The sequence below is a fragment of the Burkholderia sp. ZZQ-2 genome (assembly GCF_050768715.1).
Classification (GTDB): Bacteria; Pseudomonadota; Gammaproteobacteria; order Burkholderiales; family Burkholderiaceae; genus Burkholderia; species Burkholderia cepacia.
In genome coordinates this window covers 35,495-51,934 of sequence record NZ_LDVA01000093.1, presented here as the reverse complement: position 1 = coordinate 51,934, position 16,440 = coordinate 35,495, and the positions used below count along the sequence as shown (strand labels likewise).

Annotated in this window: 22 protein-coding genes; 21 read left to right on the top strand and 1 reads right to left on the bottom strand. The window is 66.4% G+C overall.

What is annotated here, in order from left to right; genetic code table 11:
• The first annotated feature begins 166 nt into the window (after positions 1-166).
• The 21 genes from ABY44_RS05005 (at position 167) to tatC (ending at position 15,020) form a co-directional block, all read left to right on the top strand.
• The gene (locus tag ABY44_RS05005) at positions 167-796 is read left to right on the top strand and encodes an MlaC/ttg2D family ABC transporter substrate-binding protein (RefSeq protein WP_027788545.1); all 630 of its coding nucleotides are present in this window, start codon (positions 167-169) and stop codon (positions 794-796) included.
• Positions 793-1,068 carry an STAS domain-containing protein gene (locus ABY44_RS05000; RefSeq protein WP_027788544.1) on the top strand — a complete coding sequence of 92 codons (276 nt, stop codon included), beginning with the start codon at positions 793-795 and terminating at the stop codon, positions 1,066-1,068. The genes ABY44_RS05005 and ABY44_RS05000 overlap by 4 nt, the downstream gene beginning before the upstream one ends.
• Before the next feature lie 192 nt (positions 1,069-1,260).
• Complete coding sequence (locus tag ABY44_RS04995; protein ID WP_027788543.1) at positions 1,261-2,187, top strand: ABC transporter ATP-binding protein; 927 nt, start codon at positions 1,261-1,263, stop codon at positions 2,185-2,187.
• A complete protein-coding gene (locus ABY44_RS04990) occupies positions 2,184-3,011 on the top strand; it encodes an ABC transporter permease (RefSeq protein ID WP_226127385.1) in 828 nt (275 codons plus the stop codon). The genes ABY44_RS04995 and ABY44_RS04990 overlap by 4 nt, the downstream gene beginning before the upstream one ends.
• Before the next feature lie 56 nt (positions 3,012-3,067).
• Positions 3,068-3,307, top strand: coding sequence for a BolA family protein (locus tag ABY44_RS04985; RefSeq protein WP_006477131.1), 240 nt, complete (start codon positions 3,068-3,070; stop codon positions 3,305-3,307).
• Between the two features lie 14 nt (positions 3,308-3,321).
• Positions 3,322-4,671 (top strand): UDP-N-acetylglucosamine 1-carboxyvinyltransferase, encoded by a 1,350-nt coding sequence (gene murA, locus ABY44_RS04980; RefSeq protein WP_027788541.1) that lies wholly within the window; start codon positions 3,322-3,324, stop codon positions 4,669-4,671.
• A gap of 8 nt (positions 4,672-4,679) precedes the next feature.
• Positions 4,680-5,333 (top strand): ATP phosphoribosyltransferase, encoded by a 654-nt coding sequence (gene hisG, locus ABY44_RS04975; RefSeq protein WP_027788540.1) that lies wholly within the window; start codon positions 4,680-4,682, stop codon positions 5,331-5,333.
• 24 nt (positions 5,334-5,357) lie between these two features.
• Positions 5,358-6,674: a histidinol dehydrogenase gene (gene hisD, locus ABY44_RS04970; RefSeq protein WP_060173902.1), complete on the top strand. Its 1,317-nt coding sequence runs from the start codon at positions 5,358-5,360 to the stop codon at positions 6,672-6,674.
• 145 nt (positions 6,675-6,819) lie between these two features.
• Entirely contained in the window at positions 6,820-7,893 is a 1,074-nt protein-coding gene (gene hisC / locus ABY44_RS04965; protein WP_021161857.1) for a histidinol-phosphate transaminase, read from the top strand.
• A 65-nt stretch (positions 7,894-7,958) separates the two neighbouring features.
• The gene (hisB, locus tag ABY44_RS04960) at positions 7,959-8,546 is read left to right on the top strand and encodes an imidazoleglycerol-phosphate dehydratase HisB (protein WP_011350728.1); all 588 of its coding nucleotides are present in this window, start codon (positions 7,959-7,961) and stop codon (positions 8,544-8,546) included.
• A 66-nt stretch (positions 8,547-8,612) separates the two neighbouring features.
• Positions 8,613-9,233, top strand: coding sequence for a MarC family protein (locus ABY44_RS04955; RefSeq protein ID WP_027788538.1), 621 nt, complete (start codon positions 8,613-8,615; stop codon positions 9,231-9,233).
• Positions 9,230-9,871: an imidazole glycerol phosphate synthase subunit HisH gene (hisH, locus tag ABY44_RS04950; RefSeq protein WP_027788537.1), complete on the top strand. Its 642-nt coding sequence runs from the start codon at positions 9,230-9,232 to the stop codon at positions 9,869-9,871. The genes ABY44_RS04955 and hisH overlap by 4 nt, the downstream gene beginning before the upstream one ends.
• A gap of 163 nt (positions 9,872-10,034) precedes the next feature.
• Complete coding sequence (gene hisA / locus ABY44_RS04945; protein ID WP_021161854.1) at positions 10,035-10,790, top strand: 1-(5-phosphoribosyl)-5-[(5-phosphoribosylamino)methylideneamino]imidazole-4-carboxamide isomerase; 756 nt, start codon at positions 10,035-10,037, stop codon at positions 10,788-10,790.
• A 108-nt stretch (positions 10,791-10,898) separates the two neighbouring features.
• A complete protein-coding gene (gene hisF / locus ABY44_RS04940; RefSeq protein WP_011350732.1) occupies positions 10,899-11,672 on the top strand; it encodes an imidazole glycerol phosphate synthase subunit HisF in 774 nt (257 codons plus the stop codon).
• A complete protein-coding gene (gene hisI / locus ABY44_RS04935; RefSeq protein ID WP_039366640.1) occupies positions 11,672-12,088 on the top strand; it encodes a phosphoribosyl-AMP cyclohydrolase in 417 nt (138 codons plus the stop codon). Before hisF ends, hisI begins: the two co-directional genes overlap by 1 nt.
• Positions 12,085-12,450: a phosphoribosyl-ATP diphosphatase gene (locus tag ABY44_RS04930; protein ID WP_006485344.1), complete on the top strand. Its 366-nt coding sequence runs from the start codon at positions 12,085-12,087 to the stop codon at positions 12,448-12,450. Before hisI ends, ABY44_RS04930 begins: the two co-directional genes overlap by 4 nt.
• Positions 12,451-12,519: 69 nt before the next feature.
• Positions 12,520-12,912: a DUF4870 family protein gene (locus ABY44_RS04925; protein WP_011350734.1), complete on the top strand. Its 393-nt coding sequence runs from the start codon at positions 12,520-12,522 to the stop codon at positions 12,910-12,912.
• Positions 12,913-12,943: 31 nt separating this feature from the next.
• Positions 12,944-13,309, top strand: a complete 366-nt coding sequence (locus ABY44_RS04920) for a histidine triad nucleotide-binding protein (protein WP_021161851.1) — start codon at positions 12,944-12,946, stop codon at positions 13,307-13,309.
• A 93-nt stretch (positions 13,310-13,402) separates the two neighbouring features.
• On the top strand, positions 13,403-13,633 hold the full coding sequence (gene tatA, locus ABY44_RS04915; RefSeq protein WP_021161850.1) for a Sec-independent protein translocase subunit TatA: 231 nt from the start codon (positions 13,403-13,405) through the stop codon (positions 13,631-13,633).
• Between the two features lie 26 nt (positions 13,634-13,659).
• Positions 13,660-14,190: a Sec-independent protein translocase protein TatB gene (gene tatB, locus ABY44_RS04910; protein ID WP_059698108.1), complete on the top strand. Its 531-nt coding sequence runs from the start codon at positions 13,660-13,662 to the stop codon at positions 14,188-14,190.
• A 41-nt stretch (positions 14,191-14,231) separates the two neighbouring features.
• Entirely contained in the window at positions 14,232-15,020 is a 789-nt protein-coding gene (gene tatC, locus ABY44_RS04905) for a twin-arginine translocase subunit TatC (RefSeq protein WP_059698106.1), read from the top strand.
• 203 nt (positions 15,021-15,223) lie between these two features.
• Here the strand turns inward: tatC and ABY44_RS04900 are convergent, their stop codons facing one another.
• On the bottom strand, positions 15,224-16,429 hold the full coding sequence (locus tag ABY44_RS04900) for a Do family serine endopeptidase (RefSeq protein ID WP_021161847.1): 1,206 nt from the start codon (positions 16,427-16,429) through the stop codon (positions 15,224-15,226).
• Positions 16,430-16,440 lie beyond the last annotated feature (11 nt).

Below are 16,440 nucleotides of genomic sequence, written 5' to 3'. Positions count from 1 at the left end.
GGTGGCGCCGCCGTCACCGGGCGGGTTCCGCTTCCCGAGCATTCGTCTGCACTGACGGATTTACATTCGTTACAGCCAGAAACGATTCAGTCGGTAGCGTGCGCGAACTTGCGCGTAAGCTACCTGCTCCAACCTTCGCATCGACATATTCATGCAGGTCACTATGATGAAAAAACTGTTCCTGATCCCCGTTTTCGCGGCGCTGTTCTCGTTCGGCAGCGCAGCCCACGCGCAAGTCGACCAGTCGAACCCGCAGGCGCTGATCAAGACGGCGACGCAGCAGGTGCTCGACGAAGTCAAGCAGCAGACGATCAAGCAGGGCGACACCAACCGCATCATCACGATCGTCAACAAGGACATCCTGCCGTACACCGATTTCCGCCGCACCACGCAGCTCGCGATGGGCCGCAACTGGCGCGCGGCGACGGCCGAACAGCAGCAGCAGGTTCAGGAGCAGTTCAAGCTGCTGCTGATCCGCACGTATTCGGGCGCGCTGGCGCAACTGAAGCCGGACCAGCAGATCCAGTACCCGCCGTTCCGCGCCGATCCGGCCGATACCGATGTCGTGGTCAAGACGGTCGCGATGAACAACGGCCAGCCGGTCCAGATCGACTACCGCCTGTACAAGACGTCGAACGGCTGGAAGGTGTATGACCTGAACGTGCTCGGCGCATGGCTGATCCAGACGTACCAGCAGCAGTTCAACGAGAAGATCCAGCAAAGCGGCGTGGAAGGGCTGATCCAGTTCCTCACGCAGCGCAACCAGCAACTTGCCGCCGGCAAGCAAGCGTCGTGAGCGGCTTCGAAGCCGGTTCCTCGCTGACCGTCGCGAGCGCGAAGTCCGCGCTCGCGGACGGTCTTGCGCGCATCGGCGCGGGCGCGACCGCCGTCGATTGCGCGGCGCTGACGCAGTTCGACTCGTCCGCGCTCGCCGTGCTGCTCGCATGGCAACGTGCCGCCAAGGCGCGCGGCGCGACCCTCGACATCCTCAATCTCCCCCCGAAGCTCGCCAGCCTCGCGCGCGCCTACGGCGTCGACGCGCTCATCGAAGGCACCGGGCGACATTGACCCTGTCCGACCGGAGCCTGCCGCGCCAGCCGGCGCGCGCACGCTTCAGGCCGCGTGCCTCCGGCACCGGCTCCACCAGCCGGTTTGCCCTATAATCAAGCGTTTTGCGGGGCAGCCAATCGGCGTCCGGCCCCCATTTTCATTCGCAGCAAGCACAGAATAGGCGTCGCGGCCCTTGCGCCGCGCACAGTCATGTCAGCCATAGAAATCCGTCACGTCAAGAAGCGCTACAAATCGCTTCAGGCGCTCAAGGGCGTCAGCCTGTCGGTCGAGGAAGGCGAGTTTTTCGGTCTGCTCGGCCCCAACGGCGCAGGCAAGACCACGCTCATCAGTATCCTCGCCGGGCTCGCCCGGGCCGACGAAGGCAGTATCTCGGTGCGCGGTCACGACGTCGTCAAGGACTTCCGTGGCGCGCGCCGCGCGCTCGGTGTCGTGCCGCAGGAACTCGTGTTCGACCCGTTCTTCACCGTCCGCGAGACGCTGCGGATCCAGTCCGGCTATTTCGGGCTGCGCCGCAACGACGACTGGATCGACGAAGTGATGGCCAATCTCGACCTCACCGAGAAAGCCGACGCGAACATGCGCGCGCTGTCCGGCGGGATGAAGCGCCGCGTGCTGGTCGCGCAGGCGCTCGTGCACCGGCCGCCCGTGATCGTGCTCGACGAGCCGACCGCCGGCGTCGACGTCGAATTGCGCCAGACGCTGTGGAAATTCATCTCGCGCCTGAACCGCGAAGGTCACACGATCGTGCTGACCACCCACTACCTCGAGGAAGCCGAGTCGCTGTGCGACCGCATCGCGATGCTGCGTCGCGGGGAAGTCGTCGCGCTCGACCGCACGGACGCACTGCTGCGCCGCTTCGCGGGGCTGCAGCTGTACCTGCGGCTGGCAACGGGCGCGCTGCCCGCCGAGCTGCGCGGGCTGGAGACCGATCCGGCCGCGCGCGCGCCGGGCGAACACCTGCTGCGCCTGTCGAGCTACGACGATGTCGAGCGGATCCTCGCGCAGTGCCGCGCGGCGGGCTGCACGTTCGACGAGATCGAGGTCCGCAAGGCCGACCTCGAAGACGTGTTCGTCCAGGTGATGAACGGGGCCGAGGTGATCGAGGGACTGGCATGAATCAACAACCCCCACGCGAACTGCGTTCCCTCCAAACTCCTGAGCCGGGCGCTATCGGGCGAGTGTCGGGTAGCGGTTTTCAAACGCTGTTCTACAAGGAGCTGCTGCGTTTCTGGAAGGTGTCGTTCCAGACGGTGCTCGCGCCGATCGTGACGGCGCTGCTGTACCTGACGATCTTCGGCCACGCGCTGTCGGGCCGCGTCGAGGTCTATCCGGGCGTCGAGTACGTGAGTTTTCTCGTACCGGGCCTCGTGATGATGAGCGTGTTGCAGAACGCGTTCGCGAACAGCTCGTCGTCGCTGATCCAGTCGAAGATCACCGGCAATCTCGTGTTCGTGCTGCTGCCGCCGCTGTCGTACCGCGACATCTTCGGCGCGTACGTGCTCGCGTCCGTGGTGCGCGGCCTCGCGGTCGGCACGGGCGTGTTCGTCGTGACGATCTGGTTTATCCCGATGCATTTCGCGGCGCCGCTGTTCATCATTGCGTTCGCGCTGCTCGGCTCGGCGATCCTCGGCACGCTCGGCCTGATCGCCGGGATCTGGGCCGAGAAGTTCGACCAGCTCGCCGCGTTCCAGAACTTCCTGATCATGCCGCTGACGTTCCTGTCCGGCGTGTTCTATTCGACGCACTCGCTGCCGCCCGTGTGGCGCGAGATCTCGCGTCTCAATCCGTTTTTCTACATGATCGACGGCTTCCGTTTCGGGTTCTTCGGCGCGTCCGACATCAACCCGTTCGCGAGCCTCGCGATCGTCACCGGTTTCTTCGTGCTGCTCGCGCTGATCGCGATGCGGCTGCTCGCGACCGGCTACAAACTGCGTCATTGATATCGACAGGCAGCGGCCGCCATGCAGGCGGCGCGCGCCGACAGGAGCCTTACACCATGTTGCCGACTCCCGAACAGGTCAAGCAATACATCGCCGGCGGTCTCGCCTGCACGCATCTGGAAGTCGAAGGCGACGGCCAGCATTTCTTCGCGACGATCGTGTCGGCGGCCTTCGAAGGCAAGCGGCCGATCCAGCGGCACCAGCTCGTCTATGCGGCGCTCGGCGATCGCATGAAGCAGGAAATTCACGCGCTCAGCATGAAGACGCTGACGCCCGCCGAATGGCAGAACGCATAACCGGAACTCACTGAGTGCAAGTCACCGTCAACGAGCGCGACGCCGTCCAGAGCGTCGCCACGGCACACCCGGCCGCCAACGGGGAATCGCATGGCCATGGGATGGACAAGCTCGTGATCGAAGGCGGCCACCGCCTGTCGGGCGAGATCGTCGTGTCGGGCGCGAAGAATGCCGCGCTGCCGATCCTGTGCGCGGGGCTGCTCACCGCCGATCCGGTCGACCTCGACAACGTGCCGAACCTGAAAGACGTGCGCACCACGCTGAAGGTGCTGAACCAGATGGGCGTGAAGAGCGAGACCGACGGCTGCCGCGTGCAGCTCGACGCGTCGCGTGTCGACAACCTCGTGGCGCCGTACGAGCTCGTCAAGACGATGCGCGCGTCGATCCTTGTGCTCGGGCCGCTGCTCGCGCGTTTCGGCGAGGCGAAGGTGTCGCTGCCGGGCGGCTGCGCGATCGGCGCGCGTCCGGTCGACCAGCACATCAAGGGCCTGCAGGCGATGGGCGCCGAGATCAGCATCGAGCACGGTTTCATCGAAGCCCGCGCGAAGCGCCTGAAGGGCGCGCGCATCGTGACCGACATGATCACGGTGACGGGCACCGAGAACCTGCTGATGGCCGCGACGCTGGCAGACGGCGAGACGGTGATCGAAAACGCGGCGCGCGAGCCGGAAGTGAGCGATCTCGCACACTTGCTGGTCGCGATGGGCGCGAAAATCGACGGCATCGGCACCGATCGCCTCGTGATCCAGGGCGTCGAGCGGCTGCACGGCGCGCGCCATTCGGTGATCCCCGATCGCATCGAGGCCGGCACGTTCCTGTGCGCGGTCGCGGCGGCGGGCGGCGACGTGATGCTGACGGGCGTGCGCCCGCACATCCTCGACGCGGTGATCGACAAGCTGCGCGAAGCCGGCGTGTCGATCGAGGAAGGCGACAGCTGGCTGCGCGTGAAGATGGACCGCCGGCCGTCGGCGGTCACGATCCGCACGTCGGAATACCCGGCGTTCCCGACCGACATGCAGGCGCAGTTCATGGCCCTCAATACGGTCGCGACGGGCACCGCGCAGGTCGTCGAAACCATTTTCGAGAACCGTTTCATGCACGTGCAGGAGCTGAACCGGCTCGGCGCGAACATCACGATCGACGGCAACACCGCGCTCGTGACGGGCGTCGAGAAGCTGTCGGGCGCGAACGTGATGGCGACCGACCTGCGTGCGTCGGCGAGCCTCGTGATCGCCGGGCTGCGTGCCGACGGCGAAACGCTCGTCGACCGCATCTATCACCTGGACCGCGGCTACGACCGCATGGAAGCCAAACTGACCGCCGTCGGCGCGAACGTGCGCCGCCTTTCCGGGAGCCAAGCATGACCGCGCCGCTGACCCCGCCGTTGACCCTTGCGTTGTCGAAGGGCCGGATTTTCGAGGAAACCCTGCCGCTGCTCGCCGCCGCCGGCGTGCAGGTGACGGAGGATCCGGAAACGTCGCGCAAGCTGATCCTGCCGACGACGAACCCGGACCTGCGCGTGATCATCGTGCGCGCGAGCGACGTGCCGACCTATGTCGAATACGGCGCGGCCGATTTCGGCGTGGCCGGCAAGGACGTGCTGGTCGAGCACGGCGGCTCGGGCCTGTACCAGCCGATCGACCTGAACATTGCGCGCTGCCGGATGTCGGTGGCCGTATCGGCCGGCTTCGATTACGCGAGCGCCGTGCGCCAGGGCGCGCGGCTGCGCGTCGCGACGAAGTACGTCGAAACGGCGCGCGAACACTTTGCCGCGAAGGGCGTGCACGTCGACCTGATCAAGCTGTACGGCTCGATGGAGCTCGCGCCGCTGGTGGGGCTGGCCGACGCGATCGTCGACCTCGTCAGCTCGGGCGGCACGCTGAAGGCGAACAATCTGGTCGAGGTCGAGGAGATCATGGCGATCTCGTCGCGCCTCGTCGTGAACCAGGCTGCGCTGAAGTTGAAGCGCACGGCACTCAAGCCGATCCTCGACGCGTTCGAACGCGCGTCGCAGAATGGCGGTTGAGCGCATCACCGTAACGGAACTCCCATGTCCATCACCATCCGCAAGCTCGATTCGACGAGCGAAGGCTTCGGCGCCGAGCTGCGCGCGCTGCTCGCATTCGAGGCAAGCGAAGACGCGGCGATCGAGCAGTCGGTCGCGCAGATCCTCGCCGACGTGAAGTCGCGCGGCGACGCCGCGGTGCTCGAGTACACGAACCGCTTCGACCGGCTGAGCGCGAGCAGCGTCGCCGCGCTGGAGCTGCCGCAGGACGCGCTGCAGACGGCGCTCGACGGCCTCGCGCCGAAGGCGCGCGCGGCGCTGGAAGCGGCGGCTGCGCGGGTGCGCGCGTACCACGAGAAGCAGAAGATCGAGTGCGGCACGCATAGCTGGCAGTACACGGAAAGCGACGGTACGGTGCTCGGCCAGAAGGTCACGCCGCTCGACCGCGTCGGCCTGTACGTGCCGGGCGGCAAGGCCGCGTATCCGTCGTCGGTGCTGATGAACGCGATTCCCGCGCGCGTCGCGGGCGTCGGCGAGATCGTGATGGTCGTGCCGACGCCGGACGGCGTGAAGAACGACCTCGTGCTCGCCGCGGCGCTGCTCGGCGGCGTCGATCGCGTGTTCACGATCGGCGGCGCGCAGGCGGTCGGCGCGCTCGCGTACGGCACGGCGACGGTGCCGGCCGTCGACAAGATTTGCGGCCCCGGCAATGCGTACGTCGCGTCGGCGAAGCGCCGCGTGTTCGGCACGGTCGGCATCGACATGATCGCCGGGCCGTCGGAAATTCTCGTGCTGTGCGACGGCACGACCGACCCGAACTGGGTCGCGATGGATCTCTTCTCGCAGGCCGAACACGACGAGCTCGCGCAGTCGATCCTGCTGTGTCCGGACGGTGCGTTCCTCGAGCGCGTCGAGAAGGCGATCAACGAGCTGCTGCCGTCGATGCCGCGCCAGGACGTGATCCGCGCGTCGCTCGAAGGCCGCGGCGCGCTGATCAAGGTGCGCGACATGGCCGAAGCCTGCCGGATCGCGAACGACATCGCGCCCGAGCACCTGGAAATTTCCGCGCTGGAGCCGCAGCAGTGGGGCCAGCAGATCCGCCATGCGGGCGCGATCTTCCTCGGCCGCTACACGAGCGAAAGCCTCGGCGACTACTGCGCGGGCCCGAACCACGTGCTGCCGACGTCGCGCACCGCGCGTTTCTCGTCGCCGCTCGGCGTGTACGACTTCATCAAGCGCTCGAGCCTGATCGAGGTCAGCGCCGAAGGCGCGCAGACGCTCGGCGAGATCGCGTCCGAACTCGCGTACGGCGAGGGGCTGCAGGCGCACGCGAAGAGCGCCGAATTCCGGATGAAGAACTGAGCGCACGCAGCGCGGGGCCGGGGCAGGCGCGGATGTGCCGCCCGGCCCGCACCCCGAAGGCCGGGGCTGGAGACACCTGTGCAGGGCGGCGGCCGCCGCCTTGCCGATCATTTGACGCCGGCGCGACGCACGCCGGCTTGAGATCATGACGACGCCACAAGACATCATTCGCCGCGACGTGCTCGCGATGACGAGCTATCCGGTGCCGGACGCGAGCGGATTCGTGAAGCTCGACGCGATGGAGAACCCGTACCCGCTGCCCGAACCGCTCGCCGCGGCGCTCGGCGAGCGTCTCGCGCAGGTCGCGCTGAATCGCTATCCGGCGCCGCGCCCGGCCGCGCTGATCGACAAGCTGCGTCACGCGATGGGCGTGCCGGCTGCCTGCGACGTGCTGCTCGGCAACGGCTCGGACGAAATCATCAGCATGATGTCGGTGGCCTGCGCGAAGCCGGGCGCGAAGGTGCTCGCGCCGGTGCCGGGCTTCGTGATGTACGAACTGTCCGCCAAGCTCGCGCAGCTCGAATTCGTCGGCGTGCCGCTGAAGGCCGACCTGACGCTCGACGTCGACGCGATGCTCGCGGCGATCGCCGAGCATCGTCCGGCGCTCGTCTATCTCGCCTATCCGAACAACCCGACCGGCACGCTGTACGACGATGCCGACATCGAACGGATCGTCGCCGCCGCGCGGCACAGCCTGATCGTGATCGACGAGGCGTACCAGCCGTTCGCCGGGCGCTCGTGGCTGCCGCGCGCCGCCGAATTCGACAACGTCGTCGTGATGCGCACGGTGTCGAAGCTCGGCCTCGCGGGCATCCGCCTCGGTTATCTGGTCGGTTCGCCCGCATGGCTGACCGAATTCGACAAGGTGCGCCCGCCGTACAACATCAACGTGCTGACCCAGGCGACCGCCGATTTCCTGCTCGACCACCTCGGCGTACTCGACGCGCAGGCGGCCGATCTGCGGGCGGAACGCGCGCGTCTCGCGCAGGCCGTGGCCGCGCTGCCGGGCGCGACGGTGTTCCCGAGCGCCGGCAATTTCCTGCTGGTGCGGGTGCCGGACGCGGCCGCCGTGTTCGACGCGCTGCTCACCGAGCGGGTTTTGGTCAAAAACGTGAGTAAAATGCATCCGTTGCTGGCTGAATGCGTGCGGCTCACCGTCGGTTCTCCCGACGAAAACGCGCGCCTGCTGGCCGCTTTGAAACTCGCGCTGCCCGGTTGAGCCTGCGGGCGCCGCAGCGCGAAACGATCAATCCCCATTTACATCGACTCAGTCAAGGAATTGCCATGCGTGTGGCGGAAGTCGTTCGCAATACCAGCGAAACGCAGATCCGTGTGAAGCTCAATCTCGACGGCACGGGCCAGCAGAAGCTGGCTACCGGCGTGCCGTTCCTCGACCATATGCTCGACCAGATCGCTCGACACGGTCTGGTCGATCTCGAGGTTGAAGCGCATGGCGATACGCATATCGACGACCACCACACGGTCGAGGATGTCGGCATCACGCTCGGGCAGGCCGTCGCGAAGGCGATCGGCGACCGCAAGGGCATCCGTCGCTACGGCCATTCGTACGTGCCGCTCGACGAGGCGCTGTCGCGCGTCGTGATCGACTTCTCCGGCCGGCCGGGCCTCGAATTCCACGTGCCGTTCACGCGTGCGCGGATCGGCACGTTCGACGTCGACCTGTCGATCGAGTTCTTCCGCGGTTTCGTGAACCACGCGGGCGTCACGCTGCACATCGACAACCTGCGCGGGATCAACGCGCACCATCAGCTCGAGACCGTGTTCAAGGCCTTCGGCCGTGCGCTGCGCGCGGCGGTGGAACTGGACGAGCGTGCGGCGGGGCAGATCCCGTCGACGAAGGGCAGCCTCTGAACCTGAACTGACCGGACGGAGCGTCAAGGACAACCTCACGGCTTCGGCGCGCGGCGCCGGCTTGCGATGGATCTGCTCAAATCGTTCATTTCGCTGCTGGCGCTGATCAACCCGATCGGTGCGGTGCCGTTCTTCCTGAGCCTGACGGCGCAGCAGACGGACATCGAGCGGCGGCGTACGATCCGGATCGCGTCGGTGTCGGTGTTCTGCGTGATGACGGTGACGGCGCTGCTCGGGCAGCAGATCATCGACTTCTTCGGCATTTCGGTCGGGTCGCTCGAGGTGGGCGGCGGGATCATCATGCTGCTGATGGCGATCAACATGCTGAACGCGCAGATCGGCAACACGCGATCGACGCCGGAGGAGCGCCACGAGGCCGAGCTGAAGGACAACATCGCGGTCGTGCCGCTGGCGATTCCGCTGCTCACGGGCCCCGGCTCGATCAGCACGGTAATCATTTACGCGGCGAACTCGCGTCACTGGTATGAGCGGGCCGGACTGGTCGCGATCGGCGCGGCCCTGGCTTTTCTGTGTTTCGTCGCGATGCGGCTCGCCGAGCCGATCGCGAACTGGATCGGCCGCACGGGCATCAACATCGCCACGCGGCTGATGGGTCTGATGCTGTCGGCGCTGGCGGTGGAATTCATCGTCAATGGACTGAGGGCGCTACTGCCTGCACTGAGATGAAAACTTCGATTGCGATTGTGGATTATGGGATGGGCAACCTGCGCTCGGTCGCGCAGGCGCTCAAGAAGGCCGAACCGGCCGCCGACGTGGCGATCGTCGACACGCCGGCCGCGATCCGCGCGGCCGACCGTGTCGTGTTGCCCGGCCAGGGTGCGATGCCCGACTGCATGCGCTGCCTCGGCGAGTCGGGCTTGCAGGAGGCCGTGATCGAGGCCTCGCGCACGAAGCCGCTGCTCGGCGTGTGCGTCGGCGAGCAGATGCTGTTCGACTGGAGCGCGGAAGGCGACACGAAGGGCCTCGGCCTGTTGCCCGGCAAGGTCGTGCGTTTCGAACTCGACGGCCGCGTGCAGGACGACGGCTCGCGCTTCAAGGTGCCGCAGATGGGCTGGAACCGCGTGCACCAGTCGCAGCCGCATCCGCTGTGGGACGGCGTGCCCGACGACGCGTATTTCTACTTCGTGCACAGCTACTACGTGACGCCGGACAACCCGGCGCATACGGTCGGCGAAACGGCCTACGGCGCGCCGTTTACGTCCGCGGTCGCGCGGGACAACCTCTTCGCGACCCAATTCCACCCCGAGAAAAGCGCGGAGGTCGGGTTGCGTCTGTATCGCAACTTCGTACACTGGAAACCGTGAACGTCGCGTGCGTGCCACAGTCGGCGGGCCGCAGAGGCCCGTCTTACGGGGCTCGCGCGCCTAAGCGCCGAAAGAGTTGTACTAAACTAGCGAGACGGCGCGGTACCGGATTGGCCGGTACGCGCCGGATTCTTTTCTTTTTCCACGACGACACCCGATTGCTATGTTGCTGATTCCGGCCATCGATCTCAAAGACGGTCAGTGTGTGCGCCTCAAACAGGGCGATATGGACCAGGCCACGATTTTCTCCGAGGACCCGGCGGCGATGGCCCGCAAGTGGGTCGATCTCGGCGCCCGGCGGCTCCATCTGGTCGACCTGAACGGCGCATTCGCCGGCAAGCCGAAGAATCTCGAGGCGATCGAAGCGATCCTCGACGAAGTCGGCGATGAAATCCCCGTACAGCTCGGCGGCGGCATCCGCAGCCTCGAGACGATCGAGAAGTATCTCGACGCGGGCCTGTCCTACGTGATCATCGGCACCGCGGCCGTGAAGGATCCCGGCTTCCTGCAGGACGCGTGCACCGCGTTCGCGGGCAACATCATCGTCGGGCTGGACGCGAAGGACGGCAAGGTCGCGACCGACGGCTGGAGCAAGCTCACGGGCCACGAAGTGGTCGATCTCGCGAAGAAGTTCGAGGACTACGGCGTCGAATCGATCGTCTACACGGACATCGGCCGCGACGGGATGCTGCAGGGCATCAACATCGAGGCGACCGTGAAGCTCGCGCAGGCGGTCGGCATCCCCGTGATTGCCAGCGGCGGCCTGTCGAACCTCACGGACATCGAGAATCTGTGCGAAGTGGAAGAGCACGGCGTCGAAGGCGTGATCTGCGGCCGTGCGATCTACTCGGGCGATCTCGATTTCGCGGCCGCGCAAAAGCGCGCGGACGAACTGAACGGCGAACTCGACAACGCATAAGCGCGCGGTTGTCCCGCTCGCCGGGGCTGCCAGCAGGCGGCCCCAACGGAAGCCTCGCGCGAGGCTTTCCGCAACCGGCCGTCCCATCGCGGCATTTGGCGCAACATCATGGCTCTAGCTAAACGCATCATCCCCTGCCTGGACGTGACTGCCGGGCGTGTCGTCAAGGGCGTCAACTTCGTCGAACTGCGCGATGCCGGCGACCCCGTCGAGATCGCCCGCCGCTACGACGACCAGGGCGCCGACGAACTGACGTTCCTCGACATCACCGCGACGTCCGACCAGCGCGACCTGATCCTGCCGATCATCGAAGCCGTCGCGTCGCAGGTCTTCATTCCGCTGACCGTCGGCGGCGGCGTGCGCGCCGTCGAGGACGTGCGGCGCCTGCTGAACGCGGGCGCGGACAAGGTCAGCATGAATTCGTCGGCGGTCGCGAACCCGCAGCTCGTGCGCGACGCGGCCGACAAGTACGGCTCGCAGTGCATCGTCGTCGCGATCGACGCGAAGCGCGTGTCGGCCGACGGCGAGACGCCGCGCTGGGAAGTCTTCACGCACGGCGGCCGCAAGAACACGGGCCTCGACGCGATCGAATGGGCGCGCAAGATGGCCGAGCTCGGCGCGGGCGAGATCCTGCTCACGAGCATGGATCGCGACGGCACCAAGTCGGGCTTCGACCTCGCGCTCACGCGCGGCGTGTCGGACGCGGTGCCGGTGCCGGTGATCGCGTCGGGCGGTGTCGGCTCGCTGCAGCACCTGGCCGACGGCATCAAGGACGGCCGCGCCGATGCGGTGCTGGCCGCGAGCATCTTCCACTACGGCGAGCACACGGTCGGCGAGGCGAAGCGCTTCATGGCCGACCAGGGCATCCCGGTGAGGCTGTGATGAATACGGAAACGAATGCATTGCCCGCGTGGCTCGACAAGGTCCGCTGGGACGACAACGGCCTCGTGCCGGTGATCGCGCAGGAGGCGTCGACGAACGACGTGCTGATGTTCGCGTGGATGAACCGCGAGGCGCTGGCGAAGACGATCGAGACGCAGCGCGCGGTCTATTATTCGCGTTCGCGCAAGCGCCTGTGGTTCAAGGGCGAGGAGTCGGGCCACGTTCAGCACGTGCACGAAGTGCGGCTCGATTGCGACGAGGACGTCGTGCTGCTGAAGGTCGAGCAGGTGTCGGGCATCGCGTGCCACACCGGCCGGCATTCGTGCTTCTTCCAGAAATTCGAAGGCACCGTCGACAGCGGCGACTGGGTCGCGGTCGAACCGGTGCTGAAAGATCCCGAACACATCTACAAATGACGCAATCGACCGAAGACACGCTGCTGCGCCTCGCGGCCGTGATCGATAGCCGCAAGGGCGGCGACCCCGATCAATCGTACGTATCGCGCCTGTTCCACAAGGGCGACGACGCGGTGCTGAAGAAGATCGGCGAAGAGGCGACGGAAGTCGTGCTGGCCGCGAAGGACGTGCGCCAGGGCGGCGCGCCGACCGCGCTCGTCGGCGAGGTGGCCGACCTGTGGTTCCACTGCCTCGTGATGCTGTCGCATTTCGACCTGAGCCCGGCCGACGTGATCGCCGAGCTCGAGCGCCGCGAAGGGCTGTCGGGGATCGAGGAGAAGGCCCTGCGCAAGCGTCGCGAGCGTGAGGAAAACGGCGGGTGACAGACCCTTGTCGCGGGATGGCCACAGTGCGGTAAGCTGTAAGAATTGTCATCTAACGGGGGTAGCATCATGACCGATACGCCAAGTCAGTTTCCGCCGCCGTCGGTGCCGGGGGCCGCGGACGCCGAACGCCTGAACGGGCTGCGCACGTTGACTCACGTGCTCTACGGCCTCTATGCGTTTCATTGGCTCACGGGCGGCGTCACGGGCATCATCGCGATCATCATCAACTACGTGAAGCGCGACGATGTGGCCGGCACGCCGTATGCCGCCCACTTCGAGTGGCAGATCCGCACGTTCTGGCGCGCGCTGATCGCGTACGTGATCGGGTTCGCGCTGATGTTCGTGGTGATCGGATTCGCAGTGATGTTTGTCACGTGGATTTGGACGCTGTACCGTATCATCAAGGGTTGGCTGTACCTGAACGACAACAAGCCGCTCGATCCGCAGGCCTGGTTCTGACCGGCCGCGTTCGGGCGTCTGCAGGAGCAACATGAGTCACGATCCGAATTGCCTGTTCTGCAAGATCGCGGCAGGCGAGATCCCGAGCACGAAGGTGCACGAGGATGACGAATTCGTCGCGTTCCGCGACATCCGCCCGGCGGCCGAGACGCACGTGCTCGTGATTCCGCGCCAGCATCTGCCGACGCTGTCGGCGGCGAGCGAGGCCGATGCGCCGATGCTCGGCCGGCTGATGCTGCTCGTCTCGCGTCTCGCCGGCCAGCTCGGCGTCGCCTATACGGGCGGCGAAACGGGTTTCCGTACGGTGATCAATACAGGCCCGGGCGGCGGGCAGGAGGTCTACCACCTGCACGCGCATATCCTGGCCGGCCCGCGCCCCTGGCAGCGGATGGGTTGACGGCGCGGGGCGTTTCCCCGCATCGATAGTCGAAGCCGGCACGTTGCCGGCGATTTGCGCCGCGTAGCGGCGTGGTTGAGGAGAGGTTTCATCATGGGTGGATTGAGCATTTGGCACTGGCTGATCGTGCTGCTGATCGTCGCGCTGGTTTTCGGTACGAAGAAGCTGCGCAATATCGGCAACGATCTCGGCAGCGCCGTGAAGGGTTTCAAGGACGGCATGAAGGACGGTGAAGCACCGGCTGACGCGCAGCAACTGCCGCGCTCGGGCTCGGTCGACGTCAACGCGAAGGAAACGACGCGTTCCGATTCGAACAAGGCGTAACGCCGGCACGCTGACAGGCATTCGCGATGCTGGATCTCGGTCTTTCGAAGATGGCGCTGATCGGCGTCGTCGCGCTCGTGGTGCTCGGCCCCGAGCGCCTGCCGCGCGTCGCGCGTACGGCAGGCGCATTGTTCGGCCGCGCGCAGCGGTACATCAACGACGTGAAGGCCGAGGTCTCGCGCGAAATCGAACTCGACGCGCTGCGGACGATGAAGACCGATTTCGAATCGGCTGCGCGCAATGTCGAGACGACGATTCACGACAACCTGCGCGAGCACGAAAAGGAATTGAACGACACGTGGCATTCCGCGGTTGGCGGCCTTGACGAAGCGTCGGGCAGCACCGGGTCCCATGAGTCCGACACGCCCGCGGCGCCGTCGTGGCGCGGCAGTACGGCCGCGCTCGCGCCCAAGCGCCGCAACTGGCGCGTCAAGCAGGCGGCTGCGCCTGTCTGGTACAAGCGCGCGACCACCCGCCGCACGCACGTGCAGTCGGGCGCCGCGCGCGTCGCGCGCCACCAGCCGGCCAGCCTGCGCCGGCCGACGCGCTTCTTCTGAGCCGAGCGCATGCTCGCTCGTCAATCCTACCGAGGGCCGGTGTGAGCGACCCCCAGCAGAACCCGGGCGACGCCCCGGAAGAAACTTTCATTTCCCATCTCGTCGAGCTTCGCGATCGCATCATTCGCGCGGGGGCGGCCGTGATCGTCGTGTTCCTCGGGCTCGTCTACTGGGCGCCCGACATCTTCCGGCTGCTTGCGCGGCCGTTGATGGAGAACCTGCCGAAGGACGGCAAGATGATCGTCACCGACGTCACCGGCTCGTTCTTCGTGCCGATGAAGGTCACGATGCTCGTCGCACTGGTGATCGCGCTGCCGATCGTGCTGTACCAGATCTGGGCGTTCGTCGCGCCGGGGCTGTACCAGCACGAGAAAAAGCTCGTCGCGCCGCTCGTCGGCAGCAGCTACTTCCTGTTCCTGTGCGGGATGGCATTCGCGTACTTCCTCGTGTTCCCGACGATCTTCCGCGTGATGGCGCACTACAACGCGCCGCTCGGGGCGGAAATGACCACCGACATCGACAACTACCTGAGCTTCGTGCTCGGGATGTTCATCGCGTTCGGGGTCACGTTCGAGGTGCCGATCGTCGTCGTGCTGCTCGTCCGGATGGGCGTGCTGTCGCTGAAGAAGCTCAAGGAGATGCGGCCGTACGTGATCGTCGGCGCGTTCGTCGTCGCGGCGGTCGTTACGCCGCCGGACGTATTCTCGCAACTGATGCTCGCGTTGCCGCTCATCGTGCTGTTCGAGATCGGGCTGCTGGCCGCGCGGTTCTTCGTGCCGAAGAAGCCGGCCGAGGAAGGCGAGGCGGGGAACGGCGAAGCCGCCAGCTGATGGCGGCGCGCCGGGCGATGCACGGCAGGCGGGTTTCCGGCCAGGCCTGAGCGGCCGGGTGGTGTCGCTGGCCGGAACGCGTGCGGCGAGGCCGCCATCCCGGAAAGAAGGTCTTTCGATGCAAAGCAAAAGGGCAGCCATGCGGCTGCCCTTTTTCGTTTCCGGTGGAGTTCGGCACGCGGCTGCGCGCCGCCCGCCCGACGTCATTCGGTATCGCTGTCCTGCTCGTCGAGCGTCTGCTTCGGCGGCGGCGGGCGCTTGCCGATCACGACGTTCATGTCGAACTCCTTGCCCTTGCGTACGACGTGCACCTTGGTCGGCGTGCCCGGCTTGATCTGCGCGACCGTGTTCAACAGCTTCGTCGTGTCGGTGATGTCCTCGCCGTTGACCGAGACCAGGATATCGCCCGGCTTGATGCCGGCCTTGTCGGCCGGGCCGCCCTGCAGCACGCCGGCGACGATCGCGCCCGATTTCTGCTGAAGCCCGAACGATTCGGCGATCTCCGGCGTGACGTCCTGCGGCTCGACGCCGATCCAGCCACGCGTAACCGAGCCCGTCGTGATGATGCTTTCGAGCACCGTGCGCGCGGTCGACACGGGAATCGCGAAACCGATGCCGAGCGAGCCGCCCGAGCGCGAGTAGATCGCGGTGTTGATGCCGAGCAGGTTGCCGTTCACGTCGACCAGTGCGCCGCCCGAGTTGCCGGGGTTGATCGGCGCGTCGGTCTGGATGAAGTTCTCGAACGTGTTGATGCCGAGGTGGTTGCGGCCCAGTGCGCTGATGATCCCCATCGTGACCGTCTGGCCGACGCCGAACGGGTTGCCGATCGCGAGGACGACGTCGCCGACCCGCGACTGGTCGGAGCGGCCGAGCGTGATCGTCGGCAGGTTCGTCATGTTGATCTTCAGCACGGCGAGGTCCGTTTCGGGATCGCTGCCGATCACCTTCGCGGTAGCCGTGCGCCCGTCGGCGAGCGCGACCTCGATCTGGTCGGCGCCGTCCACGACGTGCTGGTTCGTTAGAATGTAACCTTCCGGGCTCACGATAACGCCCGAGCCGAGGTTGGCGGCCGGTTCGTCCTGCTGCTTGCGGGCGTTGCGGTCGCCGAAGAAGTAGCGGAACAGCGGATCTTTCGCGCGCGGATCGGGCGGCAGCGAGCCGTCCTTGCTGGAGAAGACGTTGACGACGGCCGGCATCGCCTTCTGCGCGGCTTCCGCGTACGACGTGGTCGCCGGCGCGCCGCCGATGCCCGGCGCGACTTCCCGCAGCGCAACGATCGGCGTGGCGAGCTGCTTGCCGAGCTGTCCTTGCCGTTGCAGCCATTGCGGCTTGAGCGTCACGACGATGAACATCAGCGCGAGCAGCACGGTAACCGCCTGCGCGAAGAACAGCCAGAAGCGTCTAAGCATCTGAATGGATT

Coding starts and splice junctions, on each gene's coding strand:
- ABY44_RS04995 (WP_027788543.1), top strand. CDS start 1,261: ATGTCAGCCATAGAAATCCGTCACGTCAAGAAGCGCTACAAATCGCTT.
- ABY44_RS04955 (WP_027788538.1), top strand. CDS start 8,613: ATGGATCTGCTCAAATCGTTCATTTCGCTGCTGGCGCTGATCAACCCG.
- hisI (WP_039366640.1), top strand. CDS start 11,672: ATGAATACGGAAACGAATGCATTGCCCGCGTGGCTCGACAAGGTCCGC.
- ABY44_RS04990 (WP_226127385.1), top strand. CDS start 2,184: ATGAATCAACAACCCCCACGCGAACTGCGTTCCCTCCAAACTCCTGAG.
- hisF (WP_011350732.1), top strand. CDS start 10,899: ATGGCTCTAGCTAAACGCATCATCCCCTGCCTGGACGTGACTGCCGGG.
- ABY44_RS04920 (WP_021161851.1), top strand. CDS start 12,944: ATGAGTCACGATCCGAATTGCCTGTTCTGCAAGATCGCGGCAGGCGAG.
- ABY44_RS04985 (WP_006477131.1), top strand. CDS start 3,068: ATGTTGCCGACTCCCGAACAGGTCAAGCAATACATCGCCGGCGGTCTC.
- ABY44_RS04925 (WP_011350734.1), top strand. CDS start 12,520: ATGACCGATACGCCAAGTCAGTTTCCGCCGCCGTCGGTGCCGGGGGCC.
- hisB (WP_011350728.1), top strand. CDS start 7,959: ATGCGTGTGGCGGAAGTCGTTCGCAATACCAGCGAAACGCAGATCCGT.
- hisA (WP_021161854.1), top strand. CDS start 10,035: ATGTTGCTGATTCCGGCCATCGATCTCAAAGACGGTCAGTGTGTGCGC.
- ABY44_RS04930 (WP_006485344.1), top strand. CDS start 12,085: ATGACGCAATCGACCGAAGACACGCTGCTGCGCCTCGCGGCCGTGATC.
- hisH (WP_027788537.1), top strand. CDS start 9,230: ATGAAAACTTCGATTGCGATTGTGGATTATGGGATGGGCAACCTGCGC.
- tatA (WP_021161850.1), top strand. CDS start 13,403: ATGGGTGGATTGAGCATTTGGCACTGGCTGATCGTGCTGCTGATCGTC.
- hisC (WP_021161857.1), top strand. CDS start 6,820: ATGACGACGCCACAAGACATCATTCGCCGCGACGTGCTCGCGATGACG.
- ABY44_RS05005 (WP_027788545.1), top strand. CDS start 167: ATGAAAAAACTGTTCCTGATCCCCGTTTTCGCGGCGCTGTTCTCGTTC.
- ABY44_RS04900 (WP_021161847.1), bottom strand. CDS start 16,429: ATGCTTAGACGCTTCTGGCTGTTCTTCGCGCAGGCGGTTACCGTGCTG.
- hisD (WP_060173902.1), top strand. CDS start 5,358: ATGTCCATCACCATCCGCAAGCTCGATTCGACGAGCGAAGGCTTCGGC.
- tatB (WP_059698108.1), top strand. CDS start 13,660: ATGCTGGATCTCGGTCTTTCGAAGATGGCGCTGATCGGCGTCGTCGCG.